This is a genomic window from Limnohabitans sp. 15K (assembly GCF_002778285.1).
Taxonomy (GTDB): Bacteria; Pseudomonadota; Gammaproteobacteria; order Burkholderiales; family Burkholderiaceae_C; genus Limnohabitans_A.
Map to the genome: position 1 here is coordinate 36,122 of NZ_NESM01000006.1, position 25,792 is coordinate 61,913.

Genomic DNA, 25,792 nt, shown 5'->3' on the forward strand with positions numbered 1-25,792 from the left:
ATCTTACGTATAAGTGCATAAAATATTCCGAATAACCGGTATGCGCTGAATGAATATCAAAGACTTGGATTTGAACCTCTTGCGTTTGTTTGACGCGGTGTGGCGCACGCGCAGCGTGAGCTTGGCGGCGCAGCAATTGGGCATGTCACAGCCTGCGGCCAGCCAAGGCCTGGCGCGTTTGCGAGCGGTGTTGGGCGATGCCTTGTTTGAACGCAGTGGCGCAGGCGTGCGGCCGACGCCCCGCGCCGACCGACTGGCGCAGGCGGTGCAATTGGCGCTGGGCACGATTGAGGATGCGCTCAATGTCTCGCAGGTGTTTGACCCTATGCGCTCAACGCGGGTGCTGCGCGTGCACCTGAGCGACATTGGCGAGGCGCGTTTTTTGCCTGAGCTGGTGCAAACCCTTCAGCGCCATGCGCCGGGCATCCGGCTGGAAGCCGTCCCGCTGTCGCACGACAAGATCGGCCCCGCGCTGGACAACGGCCAGCTTGACTTGGCCATTGGTTTTTTACCTGAAGTGATCGACACGCTGCAGCAGCCCTTGCTGAGCGATCGGTATGTGGTGTTGCTGCGACAGGGCCACCCGGTGGTGCAGCGTTGGCGTCAGTTGCAAAAATCGCAGGCCGGGGTCGATCCATCCCAAGACGTGCTGGCCGAACTTGAATTCGCCGCCGTGCGCACCCATTCCGACACTCTGCGCATTTTGGAGTTGATGCATTGGCAGCACCGCTTGCGATTGACGGTCAGCCACTTTTTGTCACTGCCCGGCATTGTGCGCAGCAGCGATTTGGCCGTGTTGATGCCACGCAACTTTGCCCAAGGTTTTGCCGAGGCTGGGGGCATGGCCATCATCGAGCCCGATTTGCCGCGGCGTGACTTCACCGTTTCCATGCACTGGAGCCAGCGTTTCGACAAGGACCCTGGCTTGCAGTGGTTGCGCGAGACGGTCTCGCAATTGTTCAGTTCAAGTCAGGGCACAACATGAGCACTTTCAAACCTTACCTCAGCGAAACCGAAGCGCCCAGTCGCGCCGATGTGGACGCCTTGCTTGGTCTGACTTTGCTGGAATTTGGCACCGAGTGGTGCGGCCACTGCCGGGCTGCGCAGCCTGTGGTGGCTCAGGCGTTGGCGCAGCACCCTCAGTGGCAACACCTCAAGGTTGAAGATGGCTCGGGCCGTACCTTGGGCCGAAGTTACCGTATCAAACTTTGGCCCACTTTGCTGTTGTTGCGCGATGGACAGGAAGTGGATCGATTGGTGAGGCCTGCGGCCGCGCAGGACATTGAAAGCGCAATGTCGAAGGCTTGATGGGGTGGTGGGGCCCCTGATTTCATGTTTCCGGAACTGTTTGACGGATTCCGTGTCGCGGAATAAAATCATTTCATGATCCATTCGTTCATTTGTGCCGACACAGAGGCTTTGTTTCGAAGCCAGGTGGTGCCCAAGTTCAACAATATCGAGCGCGTGGCTCGGCGTAAGTTGTTGCAGCTGCATGCGGTCACTGAATTGATCAGTTTGAGAGTGCCACCTGGCAATCACCTGGAAGCCTTGAAGGGCGATCGAAAAGGAAAGCACAGCATTCGCATCAACGATCAATGGCGAATCTGTTTTGCTTGGCACGACAACGGCGCTTACCAAGTCGAAATCGTGGACTACCACTGAGGAGTTGAAGATGACTGAATTACTTGACGAAATCCACCCAGGCGAAATCTTGCTGGAAGACTTCATGAAGCCCATGGGGATTACGGCGCGTCAGCTGGCTGCTGACATTGATGTTTCGCCCAGCCGAATCAGCGATCTGGTCAATGGCAACCGTCCTGTGACGGCCGATACTGCCTTGCGTTTGGGGCTTTTTTTCAACATGGAGCCCCGTTTTTGGCTGAACCTGCAAACCGAGTACGACATGCGCCAGGCCGCTCGAACCCTCACTGATGCCATTGCGCCACGCATTCGGGTGTTCCAACAGCCTGCCTCTGCTTGATTGAACAGGGCCTGGCGAGCCTTAAGCCAGCAAAGCGCCCGCGTCTTCGTACCAAAACATCAGTGCCGCGTCGTAGCTTTCCCACACACAGCCATTGCATCCTCGCCCGCAGCACGATGTTGGCTCCGGTGGCGGCTCTCGGAAGTTGTGGCCTGCGGCTTTCAGGCGTTCCTGAAATTGCGCAATGCCCCGGCGCACTGAAGCGCGCTGGGATGCGTAGGGGTCGATGATGGGGTGCTCTTCGTTCGAGGTCATGCCCAATTGTCGTTGGTCAGCGCCGGCCTAACGAGCGATGTTGACGGCCTGCCCCTGCACCACCGTGTGCGCAATCAGGCGCTCGTCGCCCAACACAATCAGGGCAAACAACCATTCTGCGAGGCTATCGGTTTGAGATGAGCGGCGTGCCAACAAGGGTGTTGCTTGGGGATTGATCACCACAAAGTCGGCCTCGCAACCGGGCAGCAGGTTGCCCACTTTTCCGCCCAAATCCAGCGCGGCGGCAGCGCCCGCCGTGTGTTGCCACCACAGGTGCTCAGGGGCCAGGCTGATCCCGGGTCTTCCCACGTTCTGGCGAGCCACGGTGTAGGCCGCGTGCATGGTGTGAAAGGGGCTGAAACTGGTGCCGCCGCCCACGTCGCTGGCCAAGCCATAACGCAGGCCAGCCGCATCCGATGCAGCGTAGTCAAAAAAGCCGCTGCCCAGAAACAGGTTGCTGGTGGGGCTGACGGCGGCGGTTGCGCCGACCTCGGCCATGCGGCGGCGGTCGGTCTCGTCCAGGTAGATGCAGTGGGCGTAGACCGAGCGCTGACGCAAGAGCCCGGCGCGGTCGTACACGTCCAGATAACTGCGTGCTTCTGGGAAGAGTTCCTGCACCCAGCAGATCTCGTCCAGGTTTTCGGCCACATGCGACTGGACCCATACGTCGGGGAACTGCTGCGCAATCTCGCCCGCTCCGTGCAGCTGGGCCTGTGTGCTGGTGGGTGCAAAGCGCGGCGTGATGGCGTAACCCAGGCGGTCCACGCCATGCCATCGGCGAATCAGGTCTTCGGTTTGGCGCAGGCTCAAGTTGGTGTCGGTGTCGCGCAGGCCGTCGGGGCTGTGGCGGTCTTGCAGCACTTTGCCGGTGACCATGCGCAGACGGCGCTTTTGCGCCTCGGCCATGAACACATCCACCGATTCGGGGTGGGCGGTTGCAAAACACAGTGCTGTGGTCACGCCATGGCGCATCAACTCGTCCAGAAAGAAACTCGTCACCTCGTGCGCGTAAGCGGGCTCCGAAAACTGTTTTTCGTGTGGAAAGGTGTAATGCTCCAGCCACGGCAGCAGGCCGTCAGCGGGCGAGCCGATCACGTCGGTCTGCGGGTAGTGGATGTGCAGATCGACAAAGCCGGGTGCGATGCACAGGCCCGGCCAGTGGGTGGCTGGCAGATCGGGGTATTGCGGGGCCAGGTCGCGGTAAGAACCCAGGGCTTGGATTCGGACGATGCCGTCTGCTTCACGGGCAGTGACCAACAGGCCGTCGCTTTCGTGCTGTGCGAGGGGGTGTTGCGGGTTGGGAAACCAGAGCAGGCCTGCGCGCCAGCCTTGCAATTCGGTCAATGTTTTGTCGGGGCTCATACACGGGGCAAGCACTGGGGTTTTCAGGGGGCAATACGGTCAGGAGTGGACCGCGCCAGGTGGTACATTGTGCGGCAATCTCCTTGCCTGCAAGGCCCGAGACCGCCTGTCTGGCGCAAACCTTGCAGGTGCTTTATTTTTGATACCCACCGTCATCCCCCATGACCACACCCCTATTGTCTTTGCAAGGCATCACCAAGCGCTATCCGGGCGTGGTGGCCAACCAAGACGTTTCGCTCACCGTGATGTCTGGCCAAGCCCATGCCGTGCTGGGCGAAAACGGCGCGGGCAAGTCTACGCTGATGAAAATCATCTACGGCTCGGTCAAACCCGACGAAGGCCAGGTGGTGTTCAACGGCCAGCCGGTCAACATCCGCAACCCGCAAGAAGCACGCAAGTTGGGCATCAGCATGGTGTTCCAGCATTTCAGCCTGTTTGACACGCTCACCGTGGCCGAAAACGTTTGGCTGGGGCTGGACAAATCTTTGAGCTTGGCTGAAGTGACCGAGCGCATCGTGGCCAAGGCCAGCGAATACGGCCTGGACCTGGAGCCCGAGCGCCCGGTGCACACTTTGAGCGTGGGCGAGATGCAGCGGGTGGAGATCATCCGCGCCTTGCTGACCGAACCCAAGCTTTTGATTTTGGACGAGCCGACTTCGGTGCTCACGCCTCAGGCCGTGGAGAAACTCTTTGTGGTGCTGCACAAGCTGGTCAGCCAGGGCGTGAGCATTTTGTACATCTCGCACAAGCTGCACGAAATTCGGGCGCTGTGCAGCGCCTGCACCGTGCTGCGCGGCGGCAAGCTCACGGGCGTGTGCGATCCGCGTGAAGAAACGAATGCCTCGCTCAGCCGCTTGATGATCGGGGCCGAGCCTCCGGCTTTGCAGCATGTGGCGCGTGCGCCGGGCGAGGTGGTTTTGTCGGTTCAAGGCTTGAGCCTGACGCGGCAAGACCCGTTTGGTGTGGACCTGGACGGCATCAGCCTGCAGGTGCGTGCGGGCGAGGTGGTGGGCCTGGCGGGCGTTTCGGGCAATGGCCAAAAAGAATTGATGTGGGCCTTGTCGGGTGAAGACACCCGCGCAGGCGTGCAGTGCGGCGCAGCCAGTGTGAGTTTGTCTGGCCAAGCGGTTGCGGCCATGGGGCCAGTGCCGCGCAGGCAGATGGGTTTGCACTTTGTGCCCGAAGAGCGCCTGGGCCGAGGCGCTGTGCCCTCGCTGAGCCTTTCGCAAAACTTGTTGCTCACGCGCAGCGAGGCCGTGGGTGCGGGCGGCTGGGTGCGCATGGGCGCGCTGGCCGATCAGGCCCGCAGCGTGATTGAGCGCTTCAAGGTCAAAGCATCCGGGCCGGACGCTGCAGCGCAGTCGCTCTCAGGCGGCAATTTGCAAAAGTTCATTGTGGGGCGCGAGATCAGCGCTGCTCCGAAGCTGCTCATCGTTTCGCAACCCACTTGGGGCGTGGACGTGGGCGCGGCGGCGCAGATTCGCGCCGAGATTTTGGCGCTGCGCGACGCGGGTTGCGCGGTGCTGGTGGTGAGTGAGGAGTTGGACGAATTGTTTGAGTTATCAGACCGATTGCATGTGATTGCCAAGGGGCGTTTGTCGCCTTCGGTGGCGCGGACCGAAGCCACGGTGGCACTGATTGGCGATTGGATGAGCGGCTTGTGGCCTGTCTCGAAGAACGACAAGGCACAGGAGGCGCAGCATGCTCAAGCTTGAACCCCGTCCCCAGTCGTCTCGCCTGTGGACTTACGCCTCGCCTTTGCTGGCGCTGGTGCTCACCGTGCTCTTGGGGGTGGCGCTTTTCATGGCCTTGGGCAAAGACCCGGTGCGTGGTCTGCAAATGTTCTTTTGGGAGCCCATCAAAACCAGCTATGCCTTGGGTGAATTGATGGTCAAGGCCACGCCTTTGTTGATCATCGCGCTGGGTTTGTCGGTGTGCTTCAGGTCCAACGTCTGGAACATCGGCGCCGAGGGGCAGTTTGTCATTGGTGCGGTGTGCGCCGGGGGGGTGGCCTTGATGGCCGACAAAGACACAGGCCGTTGGATCGTGCTGGCCGTTTTGCTGGCGGGTGTGCTGGGCGGCATGTTGTGGGCAGGCATCACCGCGCTATTGCGCGACCGCTTCAACGCCAGCGAGATTTTGGTCAGCCTGATGCTGGTGTATGTGGCCGACATGGTGCTGAGCTACCTGGTCTATGGCCCTTGGAAAGACCCGGCGGGTTTTAACTTTCCCCAGTCCAAAACCTTTGAGGTGGTCACGCAGATTCCGCGTTTGATGAGCGGCTCGCGGGTCAGTGTGGGCTTGTTGCTCGGCTTGGTGGGCGCGGGCTTGTTGTGGGTATTTCTGTTCCGAACCCGTGCGGGCTTTGCCCAGCAAGTGGGCGGCTTGGCCCCGGCGGCTGCGCGTTATGCGGGCTTTTCTTCGCGCAAAGCCCTATGGGTGGCTTTGCTCACCTCGGGCGGTGCGGCGGGTTTGGCGGGGGCGTTGGAGGTGGCTGGACCCATTGGTCAGCTCACACCCTATGTGCCTGCAGGCTACGGGTTTGCCGCCATCATCGTGGCCTTTGTGGGGCGCTTGCACCCTGCAGGCATGGTGCTGTCGGCAGTTTTGATGAGCATGTTTTACATCGGCGGTGAACTCGCGCAATCGCGTTTGGGGCTGCCCAAGTCGATCACCGGCGTGTTCCAGGGTTTGCTTTTGTTTTGCTTGCTGGCGTGTGACACGCTGGTGGCTTATCGCCTGCGCTGGGCGGGTGTCAAGAAAGGGGGCGTGTGATGGAGTCGTATGCATTGCTGATCGCAGCCACCCTGAACGCGGGCACGGTGCTGGCCATCGCCGCTCTGGGTTTGCTGATCAATGAAAAAGCCGGGGTGGTCAACCTCGGCGCCGAGGGCATGATGTTGTGCGCCGCCATTGCGGGCTTTGCCTGCGTGGTGCACACCGGCAACGACTGGCTGGGCTTTGCGGCGGGCATGGGCGCAGGCGCCGTGTTGGCGGCCATTTTTGGGGTGCTGGTCATCTGGCTGGGCACCAACCAGTACGCCACAGGTCTGGCGCTGAGCTTGTTTGGCGTGGGCTTTTCGGCCTTTGTGGGCATTGGCTATGTGCAAGAAAAATTGCCCGAGCGCCCCAGTTACGCGATTGCGGGTTTGGCGGACATTCCTTTGTTGGGGCCTGCGCTCTTCAAGCAACACCCGCTGGTCTACGGTGCCATGTTGCTGGTGGTGGCCCTGATTTGGTTTTTGTACAAAAGCCGTACCGGCTTGGTGCTGCGGGCGGTGGGCGAATCGCCCGCCTCAGCCCACGCCTTGGGCTACCCGGTGCGCCGCATCCGCTTGGCGGCGGTGGTGGCTGGGGGCGCTTTGTGCGGCTTGGCTGGGGCGTATATCTCGGTGAGCTACACCCCGCTCTGGGTCGAGGGCATGGTGGCGGGCAAGGGCTGGATCGCGCTGGCCCTGACCACCTTTGCCACTTGGCGGCCGGCGCGGGTGTTGCTGGGCGCTTATCTGTTTGGTGGCGTGACCATGTTGCAGTTCCATTTGCAGGGCATGGGTGTTGAGGTGCCCAGCCAAATGCTCACCGCTTTGCCTTACATCGCCACCATCGTGGTGTTGGCGCTGATCTCTCGCAACCCGACCTGGATTCGGGTGAACATGCCCGCATCCCTGGGCAAGCCGTTTTATCCCGGTTCATAATCTTGTTTTTCTAACCCCTGTAACCCTGTTCTAAAGGACCTGACATGACAGACATCTCCAAGCGCTCCATCGTCAAGATGGTGGCCCTGACCGCTGTGGCCGCCGCCGCATTGGTCGGTTGTGGCAAAAAAGAAGAAGCCCCTAAGGCCGAGGCCCCAGCTGCAGCGCCTGCCAAGGCGGAGCCCCTGAAGATCGCGTTTGCTTATGTGGGCCCTGTGGGCGACGGCGGCTGGACTTTTGCACACGACAACGGTCGCAAAGAAGTCGAAAAAGCCTTTGGTGACAAAGTCGTGACCAGTTTTGTCGAAAAAGTGCCAGAAAGCGCTGACGCCGAGCGCGTGATCCGCGACATGGCCGCCCAAGGCAACAAACTGATTTTTGGCACCACCTTCGGTTACATGGAGCCCATGCTCAAAGTGGCTGCCGACACCAAAGACGTGAAGTTTGAGCACGCCACCGGCTACAAAACCGCCGAAAACATGCGCACTTACGACAGCCGCACCTACGAAGGCGCCTACATGGCTGGCGTGATCGCCGGCAAGATGACCAAGACCAACACATTGGGTGTGGTCGCTTCGATCGCCATCCCTGAAGTGGTGCGCAACATCAACAGCTTCACCATGGGTGCCCAGTCGGTCAACCCCAAGGTCAAGACCAAAGTGGTTTGGGTGAACGAGTGGTTCAACCCACCCAAAGAAACCGAAGCTGCCACTTCATTGATCAACGGTGGTGCTGACGTGCTGATGCAAAACACCGACTCGTCGGCCGTGTTGCAGACCGCTGAAAAATTGGGCAAGCGTGCTTTTGGTTGGGATTCCGACATGACCGCTTACGGCCCCAAGGCTCACCTGGGTTCGGCTGTGATCAACTGGGGCCCTTACTACGTCAAGGCCGTGGGTGAAGCCCTGGAAGGCAAGTGGAGCACTGGCCAAAGCTGGTGGGGCGTGAAAGAAGGCGCGATCGACATGGTCAACGTGGCCGCTGACGTGCCAGAAGACACCAAGAAGAAAATCGACGAAATCAAAGCAGGTTTGAAAGCCGGTACCTTCTCCATCTGGAAAGGCCCGATCGTGGACCAAGCTGGTAAAGAAGTGCTGGCCAAAGACGCTGTTGCCGATGACAAGTTCTTGGGTGGCGTGATGTTCTACGTCAAGGGCGTGGAAGGCAAGATCCCTGGCGGCAAGTAAGCCCTCGGGTCATTCCGGCCCTGTGCCGGAATCCAGAGCCGCCTGACGCAAGTCAGGCGGCTTTTTTATGCGCTTGGCCCCTTGGCGACGTCAAAACTGAACGGGTTTGATACGCTGGGACCCGTCCCGCATTTTTCAAAGGCCAAGTTTTGTTCAACCATTTGGAATCCCCAAGCGCCACCAGCAAGAGTTGGCGGCAGATCCGCGCTGACTTCGGCAGCACCTACGCCGCCAATGCGCTGATCGGTTTCATTTTTGCGGCCACCGGGCCGGTGGCCGTTATTTTGTCGGTGGGCACGCGGGGCGGTTTGTCGCCGCAAGAGCTGGCGTCCTGGGTGTTCGGGGTGTTTTTTGTGAATGGCTTGGTCAGCTTGTTGATGAGCTGGCGCTACACCACGCCCTTGGCTTTTGGCTGGACGATTCCGGGCACCGTGTTGGTGGGGCCTGCCTTACAGCACCTGAGTTTTCCCGAGGTGATTGGTGCTTTTTATGTGACCAGTGCCTTGGTTCTGTTGCTGGGCTTGAGCGGGTGGGTCAAGCGCGTCATGGCGGCGCTGCCCATGCCCATCGTCATGGGCATGGTGGCCGGGGTGTTTTTGCGTTTTGGCCTCGACATCGTGCGGGCGCTGCAAAGCGATGTAGCCATCGCCGCGCCCATGGTGGCCGTGTTTTTGTTGCTCTCAGCCAAAGCCGATTGGGGCAAACGCCTGCCGCCCGTGATCGGCGCTTTGTTGGTGGGGGCTTTGGCGGTGGCGGTATCGGGCAGGCTCGACACCTCTGCCGTGGGTCAGTTGACCTTGGCCCAACCGCTCATCCAAGCGCCAGTCTGGTCGTTTGCCGCGATGCTGGAGCTGGTGGTGCCGCTGGCCATCACGGTGTTGGTGGTGCAAAACGGGCAGGGTGTGGCCGTGCTGAAAAATGCCGGGCACGAGCCACCCGTCAACATGATTGCCGTGGCCTGCGGCTTGGGCGCAGCCGTCAGCGCCGTGTTTGGGGCCGTCAGCAGTTGTCTGACGGGGCCGACCAATGGCTTGCTCACCTCGTCTGGCGACAAGTCGCGCCATTACACCGGGGCCTTGATGTTTGGGGTACTGGCCTTGTTGTTCGGCCTCATGGCACCCACTTTCACGGGCTTGATGCTGGCCGCACCCAAAGAATTCATCATGGTGTTGGGCGGTTTGGCCATGTTGCGCGTGCTGCAGGGCGCGTTTGTGGCTTCATTTGGTACGGGCAAGTTTTCACTCGGGGCCTTGGTCAGTTTGCTGGTTACGGTGGCCGACATCGGCTTGTTCAACATTGGCGCGGCTTTTTGGGGCCTGGTGGCGGGCTTCGCGGTGTCGTGGTGGATGGAGCGGGGCGATTTCCAGAGCCGCTGAGGCCCTGAGGATCAACACACGATGCAACTTAAAAAAATCAACGATGGCGTTTATGCCCTGCACGATCTGTCAGGATTGCATGTGGGCAACTTCAAATGGATCAACGGTCTTTGGAAGTTCAAAGCCATCGGCTACGACCCGCATGGTCAAGTTCTGCCTGGTGGTGGGCCTTTAACGGACCGTCACAACACCACCTTGGCCCAACTCGACGAGGCCTTGATTCGCGACCAATTTTTTCAGGAATGACCATGTTCAAAGTCCACGCTATTCCACCCAAGCGCTTGCCCGATTTGCTGCGCGCCATGCCCAAAGCGGAGCTGCACATCCACATCGAAGGCTCATTGGAGCCCGAGCTGATCTTTGCAATGGCCCACCGCAACGGTGTGCAGCTGCCTTTTGCCGATGTGGCCGCTTTGCGCAGCGCCTATGCCTTCACCAACCTGCAAAGTTTTCTGGACCTGTACTACGCAGGCGCCAGCGTGCTGCTGCACGAGCAGGACTTTTACGACATGGCTTGGGCCTATTTTGAAAAAGCCGCCGCCGACCATGTGGTGCGGGCCGAGTTGTTTTTTGACCCGCAAACCCATACGGCACGCGGCGTGGCCATGGGGGCGGTCATCGAAGGCCTGCACCGCGCATGCCGCGATGCGCAGACGCAGCTGGGCATCAGCGCCGATTTGATTTTGTGTTTCTTGCGTCACCTGTCCGAAGACGACGCTTTGGCCACTTTGGAAGAAGCCATGCCCTGGCGAAAGCACTTCATTGGCGTGGGTCTGGATTCGAGCGAGTTGGGTCACCCGCCCGAAAAGTTTGCCCGCGCCTTTGCCCGTGCCCGTGAACTGGGTCTGCATGTGGTGGCCCACGCAGGCGAAGAGGGTCCGCCCGCTTACATCTGGAGTGCACTCGATGTGTTGAAGGTGGAGCGCATCGACCACGGCGTGCAAGCCATCCACGATGCCGCGTTGATGAAGCGCCTGGCCGACAGCCACATGCCGCTCACGGTGTGCCCGCTGTCCAACCTCAAGCTGTGCGTGTTCAAAACACTGGCCGAACACAACCTGGGCCAGATGCTGGACGCAGGCCTGTGCATCACCATCAACTCGGACGACCCGGCCTACTTTGGCGGCTACCTGAACGACAACTACGTGCAGACCTTTGCCGCTTTGCACCTGAACGCCCAGCAAGCCTACAAGCTGGCCGCCAACAGCATTGAAGCGAGCTTTGCGCCCGAGGAAGACAAGCACCGATGGATGCATGAATTGAAAGCTTGCTTTCAGGGGTTTGACGAGCAGGACTAAGGCGCGTCTGCGCGGTGGTTAAAATCCACCCCGAAGCCCGCTGTCTCGGCGGGCTTCGTTTTGTGTATCACCGGGGCCATGTAGAGGACTACCATGTATAAAAACCTCGCTGCCACGCTCGTGGCCGCCTGCTTTTTTCTTCCTGCCGTTCAGGCACAAACGCCAACCCCAACGCCGTCCAAATTGACCGAGCCCATCAAGGCGGGTTTTGTCTTTGTCTCGCCCATCACCGAGGCGGGCTGGACCAAACAACATGACGAGGGCCGCAAGGCCGTTGAGAAGGCTTTGGGCGATCAGGTCAAGACCACCTTTGTGGCCGATGTCGCCGAGGGCGCTGACGCGGAGCGTGTGATCCGCGACCTGGCGCAACAAGGCCACCAGATCATCTTCACGCCCAGCTTTGGTTACATGGAGCCCACGCTCAAGGTGGCCAAAGAGTTTCCGAATGTGAAGTTCGAATCGGTGACCGGGTTCAAGACGGCTGCCAACGTGGCGGCGTCGAACGCCCGTTATTACGAAGGCCGCTATTTGGCGGGCATTGCCGCAGGTCGCATGACGAAGTCCAACGTGGCTGGTTATGTGGCGGGTTTCCCTATCCCTGAGGTGCTGCAAGGCATCAATGCCTTCACCTTGGGCATGCGCTCGGTCAACCCCCAAGCCACCGTGAAAGTGGTCTGGCTCAATGCTTGGTTCGATCCACCGAAAGAGCGCGAAGCGGCCATGGCCCTTTTCAACCAAGATGTGGACGTGATCGCGTTTCACACCGGATCGACCGCTGTGATGGCGGCGGCACAAGAGCGCGGCAAGATGGCGGTGGCCTACCACTCCGACATGCGTAAGGTGGGGCCAGATGCCCAAATCATTGCTGTCACCCACCAGTGGGGTGACTACTACACGGCCCGCGTCAAAGCCGCCCTGAACGGCAGCTGGACTTCAGGCAGTGTGTGGGGTGGCGTCAAGGACGGGATGATCCGGGTGGGCGACTTTGGACCCAAGGTGCCCAAGGCGGTGCAAGATGAAATTATGGCCAAGCAAAAAGCGGTGGGTTCAGGCCAATTGAGACCATTTGCAGGCCCGATCACCGACAACGAGGGTAAATTGGTTTTACCCGCAGGCCAAGCCTTGAGTGATGCCCAGATTTTGGGCATGAACTACATGGTGCAGGGCGTGGTCGGCCGTATCAGCCGTTGAGCACTCAGCCTGGGCCCAAGTGCCTGGGCAAGACCCTAAAATAGCGCGATTGACACAAAGGGCACACCATGAGCATCAAGAGCGACAAGTGGATCCGCCGCATGGCTGAGCAGCACGGCATGATCGAGCCGTTTGAGCCTGGCCAAGTTCGGCAAAACGCGGCTGGCGAAAAAATTGTGAGCTACGGCACCAGCAGTTATGGCTACGACATCCGCTGCGCGCCCGAATTCAAGGTGTTCACCAACATTTACAGCACCGTGGTGGACCCGAAAAACTTCGATGAACGCAGTTTTGTGGACATCGAAGGCGATGTCTGCATCATCCCGCCCAACAGTTTTGCACTGGCCCGCACGGTCGAGTATTTCCGCATTCCGCGAAATGTGCTGACCATTTGTTTGGGCAAAAGCACTTACGCCCGCTGCGGCATCATCGTGAACGTGACACCCTTTGAGCCCGAGTGGGAAGGCTATGTCACGCTGGAGTTCAGCAACACCACGCCACTGCCCGCCAAGATTTATGCGGGTGAGGGCTGTGCCCAAGTGTTGTTCTTGGAGAGCGACGAAGTCTGCGAAACCAGTTACAAAGACCGCGGTGGCAAATACCAAGGCCAAGTGGGCGTGACTTTGCCCAAAACCTGAGGTTCAAAACCCGGTTTTTGGCCCGTCACCCCAAAATGAGACAATAGCGGGTTAATGACCGACTCTTTTTCCAATTTATCGCTGGCGCCTACGCTGGCACGAGCCGTAGCCGAAATGGGCTACGAATCCATGACCCCTATCCAGGCCCAAGCCATTCCGGTGGTGTTGACGGGCCAGGACGTGATGGGCGCAGCCCAGACGGGCACAGGCAAGACGGCGGCGTTTTCGCTGCCTTTGCTGCAGCGCCTGCTCAAACACGAAAACCCCTCCACATCGCCCGCCCGTCACCCAGTGCGCGCTTTGGTGTTGTTGCCCACGCGTGAGCTGGCCGACCAGGTGGCCCAACAAATCAAGATGTACGCCAAATACACCCAGCTGCGCAGCGCGGTGGTGTTTGGCGGCATGGACATGAAGCCCCAGACCTTGGAGCTGAAAAAAGGCGTTGAGGTGCTGGTCGCCACACCGGGCCGTTTGCTGGACCACATCGAAGCCAAAAACGCGGTCTTGAACCAGGTGGAATATGTGGTGCTGGACGAAGCCGACCGCATGTTGGACATCGGCTTTTTGCCCGATTTGCAGCGCATCCTGAGCTTTTTGCCCAAGCAGCGCACCACCTTGCTGTTCTCGGCCACCTTCTCGCCCGAGATCAAGCGCCTGGCCGGCAGTTACCTGCAAAACCCCATCACCATCGAAGTGGCCCGTCCCAATGAGACGGCTTCGACGGTCGAGCAGCGTTTTTACGCCGCACAAGACGATGACAAGCGCCGCGTGATCCGCAAGGTGCTGGACGACCGTGGCATCAAACAGGCGTTCATTTTTGTGAACAGCAAACTCGGTTGCGGCCGTCTGGCCCGTTCTTTGGAGCGTGAAGGCCTGCGCACTGCAGCTTTGCACGGCGACAAGAGCCAAGATGAACGCTTGAAGGCGTTGGAAGCCTTCAAAAAAGGCGAAGTCGATTTGTTGGTGTGTACCGATGTGGCCGCCCGCGGTCTGGACATCAAAGATGTGCCAGCCGTGTTCAACTTCGATGTGCCTTTCAACGCCGAAGACTATGTGCACCGCATTGGCCGTACCGGCCGTGCCGGGGCTTCTGGTTTGGCGGTGACGCTGGTCAGCCCTTCAGATGCTCGCTTGGTGGGTGACATTGAAAAGCTGATCAAGAAGAAGCTGGAAGTGGAAACCCTGCAGTTGGACACGCGCCCCGCAGGCCCACCCCCTGAAAAGTGGGGTGAACGCGCCGAAGACCGCCCCCGTGCGCCTCGCGCCTACGAGGGCCGTCGCCGTGAGCACGATCCCCGAGACGCGTTGGATACACCGAATGAGCGACGCGGCGGCTTCCGCCCTGCGCCGATCAACCGCGATCCATTCTTCCAAAAACCCTACGAGCCCGCCGTCACCGAAGCCAAAGCGAGTTGGGAGCCCAGCGGCCCGAAAACAGCTCGGTCGTCGATTTCGGCCAACATCAAGCCCAAGCGCAAAGTGGCGGCCTTGTTCAAATCGGGCGAGTAAGTAGCTTGCAAGTGCTCGCCCAACCGGGCAGGCGCTTGAGATGATCGGGTTGGATGCCCGGTCTTTCACAGGGCTTCAATCGGGTGTCATTTGAGGCTGTCAAAATGACGCCATGCGCGATACCTGTTCTACCCCTCCTTTTCCTTTTGTGGCCCTTCCTTTGAAGAGCCACTGGCCCGCTTTGAATCTAGGCTTGGTCACATCGGCAGTCGTTTGGATGGCTGCGCCAGGCATGGCATTGGCGCAAGCACCTTCATCTGCTGCCCCCTCAACCGACCTCGGGCAAGTCGAAATTCGTGGCACCCGCAACACCGACACTGAAGCGCGGCAACAGTCCACCGCTTCCAAAATCGTGATTGGGCGTGAAGAGATTGAGAAACAAGGCGATGCCAGTTTGGGCGAAGTGCTCAAGCGCTTGCCGGGCATCACTGTGCAGGGAGCGCCAGGTCGAGGCGGCGCGATTCGCATGCGCGGCTTGGGTAGCGGTTACACCCAAATTTTGCTGGACGGCGAGCGCATGCCGCCTGGTTTTTCGGTGGACTCTTTGACCCCTGAACAGGTGGAGCGCATTGAAATTTTGCGTGCACCGACCGCAGAGACGGGCGCTCGCGCCATCGCGGGCACCATCAACATCGTGCTGCGCGAGGGGCAAAAAGCCACGCCCGACGATTTGAAAATCACCCGCAGCCAAGAAAATGGCCAAGGCTCGAGCATGGTGAATTGGGTGCACAACCTGAACACGGCACCCTTGAGCGGTACTTTCACGCTGTCGGCCATGGACAACCAACGTGCCGACCAAAGCCTGACCGAGATCGATTCGGATTACCGCGATGACCAAGTGCGCACGACAGAGTCCTCGGGGCGTCGCCAGGGCGTCCACGCCAATGCCCGCTTACAGTGGAAAGGTGAGCAGGGCAAAACCCTGACCTTGACGCCTTTTCTGATTTATTCCGAATTTGCCGCCCATGGCCGCATCAATGCCCAAAGGCTCTCGTCAAACGCCATCACCGACACAGCTTTGACCGACAACGAAAGCCGGTACGCTGCTGCCCGTTTGAACGGCCAGTGGGGCCAGCGCTTGTCGGCCGATGACCGTTTGGAGGTGCGTTTTGGCCTGGGTCAGGCCAAGTACGACCAGCACCTCATGCAGACCGCGGTGGCCAGCACGGGGCTTTTGTTCAATGCCTTGGATGAGCAACGCTTCACAGACCGCAGCACCAGTTTGAACGCGAAGTGGACCCGAGTCCTAGACAGTGGCCACCAGCTGGTCAGTGGCTTGGAGCATGAAGGCGTGCGCCGCGTGGAAGAAGCCAGCGCCGGTGCGGGCGACGAGAGTGGCAACCTGAAGGCGCGCACCGCGCGTTGGGCGGCCTACACGCAAGACGAGTTCAAGATCAATCCGAACTGGTCGGCCTATGCGGGCATTCGCTACGAAACCATTCTGACCGAAGGCCAAGTGATGGAGGAGCTCAAGCGCAACAAAAGCCAGGTGTGGACACCGCTGCTCCATGCCTTGTGGAAGCCTGACCCGGCCAAGCGAGACCAAGTGCGCATGAGCCTGACGCGCAGCTACAAGACGCCAACGCTCTACAACTTGGTCGCACCACTGCGGTATTCACGCGACTTCCCTTCGTCTGGTAACAACGTACCCACCCAGCCCGACCGCGTGGGCAACCCCGACCTGCGGGCCGAATTGGCGACCGGCATTGACCTCGGGTTTGAACGCTATCTGGAGGGCGGCGGCGTGCTCAGCGCCAATGTGTTCCGTCGGAACATCCAAGACCTGATCCGATACCAGACCCGTTTGCAAACGGTCGCTTGGTCAACCCAACAGCGATGGGTCTCCACGCCCTTGAACGTTGGAGATGCCGTCACCCAGGGCGTCGAGCTGGAAGCCAAGTTCCGCTTGAACCAAGCCTGGGCTGAGGCTTGGCCTGTGGACATTCGCAGCAACATCAGTTTTTTCCGTTCCAAAGTTTTAGACATTCCTGGCCCGAACAACCGCCTGGACCAGCAGCCCAACATGACCGCCAACCTGGGGGGCGATTACCGTTTGCGCAGCTTGCCGCTGACCTTGGGTGGCAACCTCAACTGGAATCCGGATTACGACACACGCCGCAGCCAAGAGCAGTGGTCGTACCAAGGCGTCAAGCGCGTTTTGGATGTCTACGGCCAGTGGCGTTTTTCTTCGGTAACCGCCTTGCGCTTGACGGTGAGCAACCTGGTGCCAAGAGACTATGAGACCGCCACCACCTTCTTGACAGGCGCGCAGCACGAGACAGCCAAGACCACAGACCGCAATTGGCGCAACATCCAGCTGCGCCTCGAAATGAAAATCTAAATCCAAAAAAGGAGACACCCATGCCCATCAAAGACGCCGCTTGGCACGACCGCATGTACAACAACCGGGCATTGGTGCCCGATTTTGCAGACCACTTTGCGCACTGGAAAGGGGCCTCGGTTCAAGCGCGTGAGTCGCTCAAGCCGCTTCTGGACATCCCTTATGGCGACGGCCCCAATGAAACGTTGGACATCTTTCCGGCGGCCCAAGCCAACGCGCCTGTCGTGGTTTTCATCCATGGCGGCTACTGGCGCAGCTTGGACAAGGCTGACCATTCATTTGTGGCCCCAGCTTTGCGCGATATGGGCGCTAGTGTGGTGGTGGTCAATTACGCCTTGTGTCCCGGAACCGACGCGCAGCCTGTGACGGTACCTGACATCGCCTTGCAAATGGCCCGGGCCACAGCCTGGGTCTGGCGACACATTGCCGAGCATGGCGGTGACCGCAGCAACATCACCGTGATCGGCCATTCGGCGGGAGGCCATTTGGCGGCCATGATGCTGGGCTGTGATTGGAAGGCCGTGGGGCGCGATTTGCCGGTGGGTCTGGTGCGTAAAACCATGTCGATTTCCGGGCTGTTTGATCTCGAGCCTGTGCGCAAAACACCGTTTGTGCAGGGCGATCTGCGACTGACGCCTCAGCATGTGCGCATGGCCAGTCCAGCCAAATGGCAGCGTCCTCGCAAAGGCGTGCTGTTCACCGTGGTGGGAGGCGATGAGAGCCCCGAATTTTTGCGGCACAACCGCTTGATTCACCAAGCTTGGGGACCCAAAACCGTGCCCGTGTGTGAGGATCTGCCTGGCTTGAACCACTTCAGCGTGGTGACGGATTTGACCCGTGTCGGCAGCCGTTTGAATGCATTGGCCAAAACCTTGATTGAGCTGCCACCCGCCTGATCGAAACTGACGCTGCAAAAAAAGGGCAAGCCATCAGGCTTGCCCTTTTGCTTGAAGGGTGTTGGGGTTCAAGCAGGCAAGAAACGCTCGACCAGCAATGACCAATAGGCTGAACCCACAGCCACGTTCTTGTCGTTGAAGTCGTAGCCCGGGTTGTGCACCATGCAGGCGCCGTGGCCGTCGCCCGAGCCATCGCCATTGCCGATCAGCAAGTAGCTGCCTGGCACTTCTTCGAGCATGAAGGCGAAGTCTTCGCTGCCGTTCAAGGCGCGGCCTTGGCGCACGACTTTATCCGCCCCCACCAGTTCTTCGGCCACATCGCGAGCGAAGTCGGTTTCAGCCAAGTGGTTCACCAGCACGGGGTAGCCGCGTTGGTAGTCGATGTCGGCTGTCACGCCGTAGCTTTGCGCTTGCGCGTGAACCAGTTCGGTGATGCGCTTTTCGAGCAGGATGCGCACATCGCGGTCCAGCGAGCGCACACTCAGTTTGAGCGTGGCGGTTTGCGGGATCACGTTGTTGGCCACGCCCGCATTGAACGCACCCACGGTGATGATGGCCATTTGCTGCGGATCGACATTGCGTGCCACGATGCTTTGCAGCCCCATGACGATGGCCGAGCCCGCCACCACCGGGTCAGCGGCCACATGCGGCATGGCGCCGTGCCCGCCTTTCCCGTGCAAGGTGATGGTCACGTTGTCAGAAGACGCCATGGCCGAGCCATCGCGCAAAACCAGGTGGCCTTGCGGGTGTGTGGGCATGTTGTGCATGGCAAAGATGGCGTCGCAGGGGAAGCGCTTGAACAGACCGTCTTCCATCATCTTCTTAGCGCCGCCCAGGCCTTCTTCGGCGGGCTGGAAAATCAGGTTCACAGTGCCCGAAAACTCACCTTTTTGGGCGATGTGCTTGGCTGCTGCCAGCAACATGGCGGTGTGGCCGTCATGGCCGCAGGCGTGCATGATGCCCACGTTGCAGCTGGCGTAAGGCAGGCCAGTGGCCTCGTCAATTGGCAAGGCGTCCATGTCGGCACGGATGCCGATGCTTTTCGTTCCTGAGCCTTTTTTGAGCTGGCCTACCAGGCCCGTGCCGCCCAAACCCCGCGTGACTTGGTAGCCCCAGGCGCTCAGTTGCTCTGCCACCAGATCGCTGGTGCGGTACTCCTTGTAGCCCATCTCCGGGTGCTTGTGGATGTCACGGCGCACCGCGATGAATTCATCCGCCTGGGCATGCAAGGCGTGCAGTTTGTCGTGCAGAAAAGCTTCGCTGGGTGCGTTCATGAAAAGCCTCTTGGGGGAGTGGATTACTGAGCTTGCAGATTAATCGATTTGGCGATGGCGCGGTAGCGCTCGATGTCGCCAAGGTAAATGCGAGCCAGTTCCGTGGGGGTGCGTGAAGGCAGCACCACGTTGCCGCTGGCTTCCAGTGCCTTGCGGGTTTCGGGCACTTCAGCGGCCGCATAAAAGGCTTTGTTCAGGGTGTTGACCACGGCGTCCGGGGTGTTTTTGTGCACTTGCACACCGGCCCAGATGTCAAAGTCCATGCCTTCCAGACCTTTCATGGCGGCCATGGCCGGGAATTGCTTGAACAGCGCGTGCGGGGTTTTGGCGGTCACGGCCAAGCCTTGGACCTTGCCGTCGATGAGGGTTTGCGGAATCGAGCCGGCCAGGGGCAGGAAAGCCATGTCAATTTGGCCCCCCATCAGGTCGGTCAAAAGCGGCGCAATTCCTTTGTAGGGAACATGCAACATTTGCACCTGGGTCAGTTGGGAGAATTTCTCGCCCACCAGGTGGTACAGCGAGCCGGGGCCCACGCTGCCGTAGCTCAGCGGCTTATCGGCATTCTTGCGGGCCAATGCCAGCAGCTCGTCCACGGTTTTGACGTTAAGCGAGTTGCGCACCGCCAAGATGGTCGTGGTGGTGGCGAATTGCGCAACCAGCTTGAAGTCTTCGGATTTGTACTTCACGCCCTGGATGGCCATGGGGGCCAGAACCAGCTCCATGGGGCTGCCCAAGCTCAGGGTGTAACCGTCGGCCGGTGCGTTGACCAATTTGGCCATGCCGATCGCACCACCGGCCCCGCCAATGTTCTCGATGATCATGGTCTGACCCAGTTTGGCTGCCGCGTCGGGCTGGACCTTGCGGGCAAAAAAGTCAGACGGCCCACCGGCTGGGTAGGGCACGATCAGGTTGATGGTTTTCGAGGGATAGGTCTGCGCCATGGCAGGGCCAAAGGCGCTGGCGACCACGACCAGGCTGCTGAGAAGGGTTTTGACGTTCATAGTGTCTCCGTTCGGTTTGAAGTTCTGCATGGTTGAAATGACCATGGGTGCATCGTAAAAATGCCAATTCAATGTGTCCAATGACTTATTTTTCTGATATTGATTCGTAAAATGAATACATGAACCTCAGACACTTGGAGCATTGGCTGGCACTGGCCGAAACCGGCTCCTTCAGCCGTGCGGCAGAAAAGCTGCACATCACCCAGTCGGCCTTGAGCCGCAGCATCCAGGCGCTCGAAGATGACTTGGGCGGGATATTGGTGGACCGCATCGGCAAAAAAAATGAGCTGACGCCTTTGGGCCGGTCGGTCCTGGATCGGGCAAGGCGCATCGTGCACGAAGCCCAAGAACTCAAAGAGGGCGCTGCCTTGCTGCAGCAAGGCGGCTTGGGCACTTTGCGGGTGGGCTTGGGCTCTGGCCCCGGCGCCATGCTGATGACGCCTTGGCTGGTCTACATGGCCAAGTACCACCCCACGGTGCAGGTGACCGTCTCACGCGGGTCCACCGAGCTGCAATTGACCCAGCTGCGCGAGCGGCAGCTCGACGCCTTGGTGGTGGACGTGCGGCAGGTGGAAGCCGCACCGGACTTGAAGATGGCGCATGTGGTGGAGATGCGTGCTGGCTTCGTGTGCCGCCAGGGGCACCCACTGCTGAGCCTTCACCCCGATGGCGTGCCCTTTGACGCATTGCTGGCTTTCCCCATCGCCTCTATCCCGCTGTCGCAAGAGGTGGCCCGCTTGCTGGTGGACCACTACGGCCCTCAGGCCAACCCCGCACAAATGACCACCTTGCAGTGTGAAGACATCGCCAGCCTCATCGATGTGGTGGGGCAGACCGATGCGATTTACTTGGGCATCGTGGGCGCTGCGCGCGAGGGCATGGCCCAAGGCGGTTTGGTCGAGTTGCCGATGCAAACACCGCTGAAAGCGCAGGCTCGGCTGGGCCTCATCACCTTGGTCGGCCGCAGCGAGTTGCCAGCCATGTCGGTGTTTGGCGAATTTGTCCAAAAACACTTGACCGATTGACGGCCAAAAAGGAATCACGATGCAGGAATGGCTTGACCCCATGGGGGTGGTTTTGCTGGGTTACACGGTACTGGGGCTGACGGGCTTTGGCTCGGCGCTGGTCATCGTGCCGCTGTTGGCTTGGCAGTGGCCCTTGCCTGAGGTGGTGGCGTTGACTTTGCTGATGGATGTGCCCGCTTCAGCGTTTCACAGTGGGCTGAACTGGCGGCAGGTGCAGTGGCGTGAGTTGCGGCGTTTGGTGCCCGGGCTGGTGGTGGGCACTGTGCTGGGTTTGTGGCTCATGCCGCATTTGCAGGCCCGCTGGCCACTCTTGCTGCTGGGCTTGTATGTGGCGGCTGTGGGCGTCAATGCCTTGCGCCCGGCGGCGCAGCGCACAGGTCTGCCCGCGCCCCTCTGGGCTTATCCGGTGGGCACGGCCATTGGCTTGGTTGAAATGCTCTTTGGCACCGCGGGGCCGCTCGTGGTGGCGTGGCTGAGCCGCCGTGTGGCCGATGTGAAGCAAATGCGTGCCAGCACACCCATGATCATCACCGTGGCCGCCAGCACCGTGCTGGCGGGCATGGGGTGGGAGGGGCGTTTGAGCAGCGACTTGCTTTGGCAACGCTGGTTGGTGTTGATTGGTGTGGCCCTCACGGGCGTCTGGTTGGGGCACCGCGTGGCACACCATGTGCCCGTGGCCCGGCTGCGACAGATCATTTGCGGCTTGTTGGTTGTCAGCGGCCTGATGCTGGCACTCAGGGCTTTGCGCTGACGCCTTTGAACCCCAAAAAAAGGGAGCCATGAGGCTCCCTTTTTTGTTCAAGCGACGACGGGTTTACATCAACAGGTGTTCGCCCGCGTTGTCGCCGCCCAAAGTCACGTAGTTCACCTTGCGGATGTCCATCAGCTTGGTGCCACCGGCGTAGCTGATCGAGCTTTGGACGTCTTGCTCCATCTCAATCAGCGTGTTGGCCAGCTTGCCTTTGATCGGCTCCAGAATGCGCTTGCCTTCAACGTGCTTGTACTCGCCCTTGTTGAAGTCCGAGGCCGAGCCGTAGTATTCCTTGAACATCTCGCCATCGACCTCAACGGTCTTGCCGGGCGACTCTTCGTGACCGGCAAACAACGAACCGATCATGACCATGCTCGCGCCAAAGCGGATGCTCTTGGCGATGTCGCCATGGCTGCGGATGCCACCGTCGGCAATGATGGGTTTGGTCGCTACGCGGGCGCACCACTTGAGCGCCGACAACTGCCAGCCACCCGTGCCAAAACCGGTCTTAAGCTTGGTGATGCAGACCTTGCCGGGGCCCACACCCACTTTGGTCGCGTCGGCGCCCCAGTTTTCCAGGTCGATCACGGCTTCGGGTGTGGCCACGTTGCCCGCGATGACGAAGCTCTTGGGCAATTTGCCCTTGATGTAGCCAATCATGTCGCGCACGCTGTCGGCATGGCCGTGGGCGATGTCGATGGTGATGTACTCGGGCACCAGGTTCTCGGCAGCCAGCTGGTCCACCGTGGCGCGGTCGGGGGCTTTGACGCCCAGCGAAATCGAGGCGTAAACGCCCTTGCCGTGCATGTCGCGCACAAACTGGACGTTGTCCAGGTCAAAGCGGTGCATGACGTAGAAGTAATCGTTTTGCGCCATCCACAGGCAGATGGACTCGTCCACCACCGTTTTCATGTTGGCAGGGACCACCGGCAGGCGGAACTTGCGGCCGCCCAGCTCGACGCCCGCGTCACACTCAGAACGGCTTTCCACGCGGCACTTGCGTGGCAAAAGCAGGATGTTGTCGTAATCAAAAATTTCCATGAGAAAACCAAGCTCCAAAAAAGGATTCGTTGAAAGAACGAGTGAGCGCTTGGCCTGGCCGGTTTTTTGACAAAAAAAACCGGGCGCAAGAATCTTGGGCCCGGTGTCTGATTCTACTGGAATCGGCTGACAGTTTGCGTCATTTTGGTGGCGCCGCCTTCAATGTTTGATGCGGGGCGCAATCTTGATCATGGGCCGTGGCTTGCGAGCGGCCTCTGGCCAATTGTGGTGTGAAACAGTTGACGAAGCCGTGGGTCCCAAGCTCTGATGGCCCTGTTCGAAAGAACCCGTGGCCGATGGCACATAGAAAAAACAAGCCAGATCCTGAGGGATTCGGCTGATTTTTGATACCAAAGAGTGGATGAGTGACACAACGGGCCTTTCTGCGCAAACCGTGTACAGGGTTTTAGCTTCAAGATAGCCTGCTGTAAATACAGGATTACACCCAGACAGCTAGGGTTTGTCTTAGGTTTTCGGAGTCTGCAACGCTCTGCAGCGATGGCGAAGCCAACACTCAGGGTTGCTTGCGGACCTTTCTACAATCACTGGGATGATGTCTCCTTTTTCCGATCCCACGGCACACACTTCGCCTTTGCTTGCCCAGCTCAACGACGAGCAGCACAGGGCTGTGGCCTTGCCTGCCGAGCATGCTTTGATCCTTGCGGGCGCTGGTTCGGGCAAAACACGGGTGCTGACCACCCGCATCGCTTGGTTGCTGCAAACCTCGCAGGTTTCGCCCGGCGGCATTTTGGCGGTGACCTTCACCAATAAAGCGGCCAAAGAGATGAAGCTGCGTTTGCAGTCCATGCTGCCGGTAAATGTGAACGCCATGTGGATTGGCACCTTCCACGGGCTGTGCAACCGGTTTTTGCGGGCCCATTACCAGCTGGCGGGTTTGCCGCAGACTTTTCAAATTTTGGACACGCAAGACCAGCTCTCGGCTGTCAAGCGGCTGTGCAAGCAGTTCAATGTGGACGAAGACCGCTTTCCGCCCAAGCAGGTGCAGTACTTCATCTCGGGTTGCAAAGAAGACGGTCAGCGCCCGGGCGATGTGCCGGTGCGCGACGACGAAACGCGCCGCAAGGTGGAGCTGTACCAGCTCTACGAAGAGCAATGCCTGCGCGAAGGCGTGGTGGATTTTGGCGAGCTGATGCTGCGCTCGTATGAGCTGCTGCGTGACAACGTGCATGTGCGCGAGCACTACCGCCGCCGCTTTCGGCACATCCTGGTGGACGAATTTCAGGACACCAACAAACTGCAATACGCTTGGCTCAAGCAGCTGGCCGGGCTGCCGGGCGAGGGGGGCGAATGCGCCATCTTGGCCGTGGGCGACGACGACCAGAGCATTTATGCATTTCGGGGTGCCCGTGTCGGCAACATGGCCGACTTTGTGCGGGAATTTCAGGTCAAGCACCAGATCAAGCTCGAGCAGAACTACCGGAGTTTCAGCAATATCCTCGATTCAGCCAACCACCTGATCAGCCACAACAAGACCCGTTTGGGCAAAACCCTGCGCACCGATCAAGGCGCTGGCGAGCCGGTGCGGGTGGTGGAGTCGCCGTCGGACTTTGCCGAGGCGCAATGGCTGGTGGAAGAGTTGCGTCAGTTGGTCAGGCAAGACGGTTTTGAGCGCAAGGAAGTGGCGTTGCTGTACCGAAGCAACGCGCAAAGCCGGGTGCTGGAGACGGCTTTGTTCAACGCCGGGTTCCCGTACCGCGTGTATGGCGGTTTGCGCTTTTTTGAACGCGCCGAGATCAAGCACGCCCTGGCCTATTTGCGCCTGATGGAGAACCCCAACGACGACACCAGCTTTTTGCGGGTGGTCAACTTTCCGCCGCGTGGCATTGGGGCCCGCAGCATCGAGCAATTGCAAGACGCGGCCCGCGCCGCAGGCTGTTCGCTGCACGATGCGGTGAGCGCCACCACCGGCAAGGCCGGGGCCAATCTGGCCGCGTTTGTGGCCATGGTCGATGTGCTGCGCGAGCAGACCGAAGGTCTGACGCTGCGCGAAATCATTGACCTGGTGCTGGACAAGACCGGCCTGGTCAACCACTACCGCGCCGAAAAAGAAGGTGCTGACCGGGTGGAAAACTTGGAAGAACTGGTCAACGCGGCCGAGAGCTTTGTCACCCAAGAAGGCTTTGGCCGCAGCGCGGTGGCCATGCCGCAAGCCTTGTCGCAAAGCCCGGCCAGCCAGGGATTGAGCGCTGCGCCTGCATCCGACCTGGGCACGGTCGATGAGTTCAGCGAAGACGGCGTGATCATGAGCCCGCTGGCCGCATTCCTCACGCACGCCTCTTTGGAGGCCGGGGACAACCAGGCGCAGGCGGGTGAAGACGCGGTCCAGTTGATGACGGTGCACGCTAGCAAGGGCTTGGAGTTCGATGCGGTGTTCATCACCGGACTGGAAGAAGGCCTGTTCCCGCACGAAAACGCCATGAACGACTTTGACGGCCTCGAAGAAGAGCGCCGCTTGATGTATGTGGCCATCACCCGTGCCCGCAAGCGCTTGTACCTGAGTCATTCGCAAACCCGCATGCTGCACGGCCAGACCCGCTACAACCTGAAAAGCCGCTTTCTGGAAGAGCTGCCCGAGGAGTGCCTGAAGTGGGTCACGCCCAAAAACGGCGGCTTCTCTAACTTGGGCAGCGCAGGTGGCGGGGGCGGTAGCGCTTCGGGCGGTTCAGGGGGCTGGCCACAAACGCCAGCCTTCAACCGCCACGCCCGTCCGGCTTGGGGCCAAAGCAGCTTGAGCACCGAAACCTACAAAAGCCCACCCGTACCGGTGCAAAAAGCTGCACCCGAACACGGCATCGCGGCAGGTATGACCGTGTTCCACACCAAGTTTGGCGAGGGTAAAGTTCTGGCTGTAGAGGGCGTGGGGGCCGATGCCCGTGCCCAGGTCAACTTCCCGCGCCATGGCGTGAAATGGCTGGCGCTGAGCGTGGCCAAACTCACCCTGGTTTGAATT

General features: G+C 59.9%; 24 protein-coding genes. 19 read left to right on the forward strand and 5 right to left on the reverse strand.

The features are described 5' to 3' along the window. Positions 1-49 precede the first annotated feature (49 nt). From B9Z40_RS15685 to B9Z40_RS15700, 4 genes are all read left to right on the forward strand, one after another. On the forward strand, positions 50-985 hold the full coding sequence (locus B9Z40_RS15685; RefSeq protein ID WP_100174303.1) for a LysR family transcriptional regulator: 936 nt from the start codon (positions 50-52) through the stop codon (positions 983-985). Continuing rightward, positions 982-1,308: a thioredoxin family protein gene (locus B9Z40_RS15690; RefSeq protein WP_100174304.1), complete on the forward strand. Its 327-nt coding sequence runs from the start codon at positions 982-984 to the stop codon at positions 1,306-1,308. The genes B9Z40_RS15685 and B9Z40_RS15690 overlap by 4 nt, the downstream gene beginning before the upstream one ends. A gap of 75 nt (positions 1,309-1,383) precedes the next feature. Continuing rightward, positions 1,384-1,662 carry a type II toxin-antitoxin system RelE/ParE family toxin gene (locus B9Z40_RS15695; protein WP_100174305.1) on the forward strand — a complete coding sequence of 93 codons (279 nt, stop codon included), beginning with the start codon at positions 1,384-1,386 and terminating at the stop codon, positions 1,660-1,662. Positions 1,663-1,672: 10 nt separating this feature from the next. Further along, complete coding sequence (locus B9Z40_RS15700; RefSeq protein WP_100174306.1) at positions 1,673-1,981, forward strand: HigA family addiction module antitoxin; 309 nt, start codon at positions 1,673-1,675, stop codon at positions 1,979-1,981. Between the two features lie 21 nt (positions 1,982-2,002). On the opposite strand, the gene B9Z40_RS15705 is transcribed toward B9Z40_RS15700, so the two are convergent. Both B9Z40_RS15705 and guaD read right to left on the reverse strand, forming a co-directional pair. Beyond that, the gene (locus tag B9Z40_RS15705; protein WP_100174307.1) at positions 2,003-2,236 is read right to left on the reverse strand and encodes an oxidoreductase-like domain-containing protein; all 234 of its coding nucleotides are present in this window, start codon (positions 2,234-2,236) and stop codon (positions 2,003-2,005) included. A gap of 27 nt (positions 2,237-2,263) precedes the next feature. Then, positions 2,264-3,598, reverse strand: coding sequence for a guanine deaminase (guaD, locus tag B9Z40_RS15710; RefSeq protein ID WP_100174308.1), 1,335 nt, complete (start codon positions 3,596-3,598; stop codon positions 2,264-2,266). 161 nt (positions 3,599-3,759) lie between these two features. On the opposite strand from guaD, the gene B9Z40_RS15715 reads away from it, so the two are divergent. The 12 genes from B9Z40_RS15715 to B9Z40_RS15770 all read left to right on the forward strand — a co-directional run bounded on the left by B9Z40_RS15715 (position 3,760) and on the right by B9Z40_RS15770 (position 17,729). Then, entirely contained in the window at positions 3,760-5,313 is a 1,554-nt protein-coding gene (locus B9Z40_RS15715) for an ABC transporter ATP-binding protein (protein WP_100174309.1), read from the forward strand. Continuing rightward, complete coding sequence (locus B9Z40_RS15720; RefSeq protein ID WP_100174310.1) at positions 5,300-6,373, forward strand: ABC transporter permease; 1,074 nt, start codon at positions 5,300-5,302, stop codon at positions 6,371-6,373. Before B9Z40_RS15715 ends, B9Z40_RS15720 begins: the two co-directional genes overlap by 14 nt. Beyond that, positions 6,373-7,293 (forward strand): ABC transporter permease, encoded by a 921-nt coding sequence (locus B9Z40_RS15725; RefSeq protein ID WP_100174311.1) that lies wholly within the window; start codon positions 6,373-6,375, stop codon positions 7,291-7,293. The genes B9Z40_RS15720 and B9Z40_RS15725 overlap by 1 nt, the downstream gene beginning before the upstream one ends. Before the next feature lie 44 nt (positions 7,294-7,337). Continuing rightward, positions 7,338-8,480 (forward strand): BMP family ABC transporter substrate-binding protein, encoded by a 1,143-nt coding sequence (locus B9Z40_RS15730; RefSeq protein WP_100174312.1) that lies wholly within the window; start codon positions 7,338-7,340, stop codon positions 8,478-8,480. Between the two features lie 149 nt (positions 8,481-8,629). Next, complete coding sequence (locus B9Z40_RS15735) at positions 8,630-9,856, forward strand: benzoate/H(+) symporter BenE family transporter (protein ID WP_100174313.1); 1,227 nt, start codon at positions 8,630-8,632, stop codon at positions 9,854-9,856. Between the two features lie 21 nt (positions 9,857-9,877). Further along, positions 9,878-10,102, forward strand: a complete 225-nt coding sequence (locus B9Z40_RS15740) for a hypothetical protein (RefSeq protein WP_100174314.1) — start codon at positions 9,878-9,880, stop codon at positions 10,100-10,102. A 2-nt stretch (positions 10,103-10,104) separates the two neighbouring features. Then, the gene (locus tag B9Z40_RS15745) at positions 10,105-11,154 is read left to right on the forward strand and encodes an adenosine deaminase (protein ID WP_100174418.1); all 1,050 of its coding nucleotides are present in this window, start codon (positions 10,105-10,107) and stop codon (positions 11,152-11,154) included. A gap of 93 nt (positions 11,155-11,247) precedes the next feature. Continuing rightward, entirely contained in the window at positions 11,248-12,345 is a 1,098-nt protein-coding gene (locus B9Z40_RS15750; RefSeq protein ID WP_100174315.1) for a BMP family ABC transporter substrate-binding protein, read from the forward strand. Positions 12,346-12,413: 68 nt separating this feature from the next. Continuing rightward, positions 12,414-12,983 (forward strand): dCTP deaminase, encoded by a 570-nt coding sequence (gene dcd, locus B9Z40_RS15755; protein WP_100174316.1) that lies wholly within the window; start codon positions 12,414-12,416, stop codon positions 12,981-12,983. Positions 12,984-13,037: 54 nt separating this feature from the next. After that, a complete protein-coding gene (locus tag B9Z40_RS15760) occupies positions 13,038-14,492 on the forward strand; it encodes a DEAD/DEAH box helicase (protein WP_100174317.1) in 1,455 nt (484 codons plus the stop codon). Between the two features lie 112 nt (positions 14,493-14,604). Beyond that, positions 14,605-16,833 carry a TonB-dependent siderophore receptor gene (locus B9Z40_RS15765; protein WP_100174318.1) on the forward strand — a complete coding sequence of 743 codons (2,229 nt, stop codon included), beginning with the start codon at positions 14,605-14,607 and terminating at the stop codon, positions 16,831-16,833. A gap of 20 nt (positions 16,834-16,853) precedes the next feature. After that, a complete protein-coding gene (locus B9Z40_RS15770; protein ID WP_100174319.1) occupies positions 16,854-17,729 on the forward strand; it encodes an alpha/beta hydrolase in 876 nt (291 codons plus the stop codon). A gap of 68 nt (positions 17,730-17,797) precedes the next feature. On the opposite strand, the gene B9Z40_RS15775 is transcribed toward B9Z40_RS15770, so the two are convergent. Both B9Z40_RS15775 and B9Z40_RS15780 read right to left on the reverse strand, forming a co-directional pair. After that, positions 17,798-19,003 (reverse strand): M20 aminoacylase family protein, encoded by a 1,206-nt coding sequence (locus tag B9Z40_RS15775; protein ID WP_100174320.1) that lies wholly within the window; start codon positions 19,001-19,003, stop codon positions 17,798-17,800. A gap of 23 nt (positions 19,004-19,026) precedes the next feature. After that, positions 19,027-20,004 (reverse strand): tripartite tricarboxylate transporter substrate binding protein, encoded by a 978-nt coding sequence (locus B9Z40_RS15780; protein ID WP_100174419.1) that lies wholly within the window; start codon positions 20,002-20,004, stop codon positions 19,027-19,029. Positions 20,005-20,123: 119 nt separating this feature from the next. Between B9Z40_RS15780 and B9Z40_RS15785 the strand changes: the two genes are divergently transcribed. Together B9Z40_RS15785 and B9Z40_RS15790 are read left to right on the forward strand one after the other, a co-directional pair. Further along, complete coding sequence (locus B9Z40_RS15785) at positions 20,124-21,029, forward strand: LysR family transcriptional regulator (protein WP_100174321.1); 906 nt, start codon at positions 20,124-20,126, stop codon at positions 21,027-21,029. Between the two features lie 19 nt (positions 21,030-21,048). Continuing rightward, positions 21,049-21,780, forward strand: coding sequence for a sulfite exporter TauE/SafE family protein (locus B9Z40_RS15790; protein WP_100174322.1), 732 nt, complete (start codon positions 21,049-21,051; stop codon positions 21,778-21,780). A gap of 63 nt (positions 21,781-21,843) precedes the next feature. Here the strand turns inward: B9Z40_RS15790 and B9Z40_RS15795 are convergent, their stop codons facing one another. Further along, positions 21,844-22,821: a GMP reductase gene (locus B9Z40_RS15795; RefSeq protein ID WP_100174323.1), complete on the reverse strand. Its 978-nt coding sequence runs from the start codon at positions 22,819-22,821 to the stop codon at positions 21,844-21,846. A gap of 550 nt (positions 22,822-23,371) precedes the next feature. Between B9Z40_RS15795 and B9Z40_RS15800 the strand changes: the two genes are divergently transcribed. After that, complete coding sequence (locus B9Z40_RS15800; RefSeq protein WP_233204941.1) at positions 23,372-25,789, forward strand: UvrD-helicase domain-containing protein; 2,418 nt, start codon at positions 23,372-23,374, stop codon at positions 25,787-25,789. Positions 25,790-25,792: the final 3 nt, after the last annotated feature.

What these genes read in the sequence shown, in the direction of transcription:
- B9Z40_RS15685 (WP_100174303.1), top strand. Translation starts at nt 50, where the DNA reads ATGAATATCAAAGACTTGGATTTGAACCTCTTGCGTTTGTTTGACGCG.
- B9Z40_RS15690 (WP_100174304.1), top strand. Translation starts at nt 982, where the DNA reads ATGAGCACTTTCAAACCTTACCTCAGCGAAACCGAAGCGCCCAGTCGC.
- B9Z40_RS15695 (WP_100174305.1), top strand. Translation starts at nt 1,384, where the DNA reads ATGATCCATTCGTTCATTTGTGCCGACACAGAGGCTTTGTTTCGAAGC.
- B9Z40_RS15700 (WP_100174306.1), top strand. Translation starts at nt 1,673, where the DNA reads ATGACTGAATTACTTGACGAAATCCACCCAGGCGAAATCTTGCTGGAA.
- B9Z40_RS15705 (WP_100174307.1), bottom strand. Translation starts at nt 2,236, where the DNA reads ATGACCTCGAACGAAGAGCACCCCATCATCGACCCCTACGCATCCCAG.
- guaD (WP_100174308.1), bottom strand. Translation starts at nt 3,598, where the DNA reads ATGAGCCCCGACAAAACATTGACCGAATTGCAAGGCTGGCGCGCAGGC.
- B9Z40_RS15715 (WP_100174309.1), top strand. Translation starts at nt 3,760, where the DNA reads ATGACCACACCCCTATTGTCTTTGCAAGGCATCACCAAGCGCTATCCG.
- B9Z40_RS15720 (WP_100174310.1), top strand. Translation starts at nt 5,300, where the DNA reads ATGCTCAAGCTTGAACCCCGTCCCCAGTCGTCTCGCCTGTGGACTTAC.
- B9Z40_RS15725 (WP_100174311.1), top strand. Translation starts at nt 6,373, where the DNA reads ATGGAGTCGTATGCATTGCTGATCGCAGCCACCCTGAACGCGGGCACG.
- B9Z40_RS15730 (WP_100174312.1), top strand. Translation starts at nt 7,338, where the DNA reads ATGACAGACATCTCCAAGCGCTCCATCGTCAAGATGGTGGCCCTGACC.
- B9Z40_RS15740 (WP_100174314.1), top strand. Translation starts at nt 9,878, where the DNA reads ATGCAACTTAAAAAAATCAACGATGGCGTTTATGCCCTGCACGATCTG.
- B9Z40_RS15745 (WP_100174418.1), top strand. Translation starts at nt 10,105, where the DNA reads ATGTTCAAAGTCCACGCTATTCCACCCAAGCGCTTGCCCGATTTGCTG.
- B9Z40_RS15750 (WP_100174315.1), top strand. Translation starts at nt 11,248, where the DNA reads ATGTATAAAAACCTCGCTGCCACGCTCGTGGCCGCCTGCTTTTTTCTT.
- dcd (WP_100174316.1), top strand. Translation starts at nt 12,414, where the DNA reads ATGAGCATCAAGAGCGACAAGTGGATCCGCCGCATGGCTGAGCAGCAC.
- B9Z40_RS15760 (WP_100174317.1), top strand. Translation starts at nt 13,038, where the DNA reads ATGACCGACTCTTTTTCCAATTTATCGCTGGCGCCTACGCTGGCACGA.
- B9Z40_RS15765 (WP_100174318.1), top strand. Translation starts at nt 14,605, where the DNA reads ATGCGCGATACCTGTTCTACCCCTCCTTTTCCTTTTGTGGCCCTTCCT.
- B9Z40_RS15770 (WP_100174319.1), top strand. Translation starts at nt 16,854, where the DNA reads ATGCCCATCAAAGACGCCGCTTGGCACGACCGCATGTACAACAACCGG.
- B9Z40_RS15775 (WP_100174320.1), bottom strand. Translation starts at nt 19,003, where the DNA reads ATGAACGCACCCAGCGAAGCTTTTCTGCACGACAAACTGCACGCCTTG.
- B9Z40_RS15780 (WP_100174419.1), bottom strand. Translation starts at nt 20,004, where the DNA reads ATGAACGTCAAAACCCTTCTCAGCAGCCTGGTCGTGGTCGCCAGCGCC.
- B9Z40_RS15785 (WP_100174321.1), top strand. Translation starts at nt 20,124, where the DNA reads ATGAACCTCAGACACTTGGAGCATTGGCTGGCACTGGCCGAAACCGGC.
- B9Z40_RS15790 (WP_100174322.1), top strand. Translation starts at nt 21,049, where the DNA reads ATGCAGGAATGGCTTGACCCCATGGGGGTGGTTTTGCTGGGTTACACG.
- B9Z40_RS15795 (WP_100174323.1), bottom strand. Translation starts at nt 22,821, where the DNA reads ATGGAAATTTTTGATTACGACAACATCCTGCTTTTGCCACGCAAGTGC.
- B9Z40_RS15800 (WP_233204941.1), top strand. Translation starts at nt 23,372, where the DNA reads ATGATGTCTCCTTTTTCCGATCCCACGGCACACACTTCGCCTTTGCTT.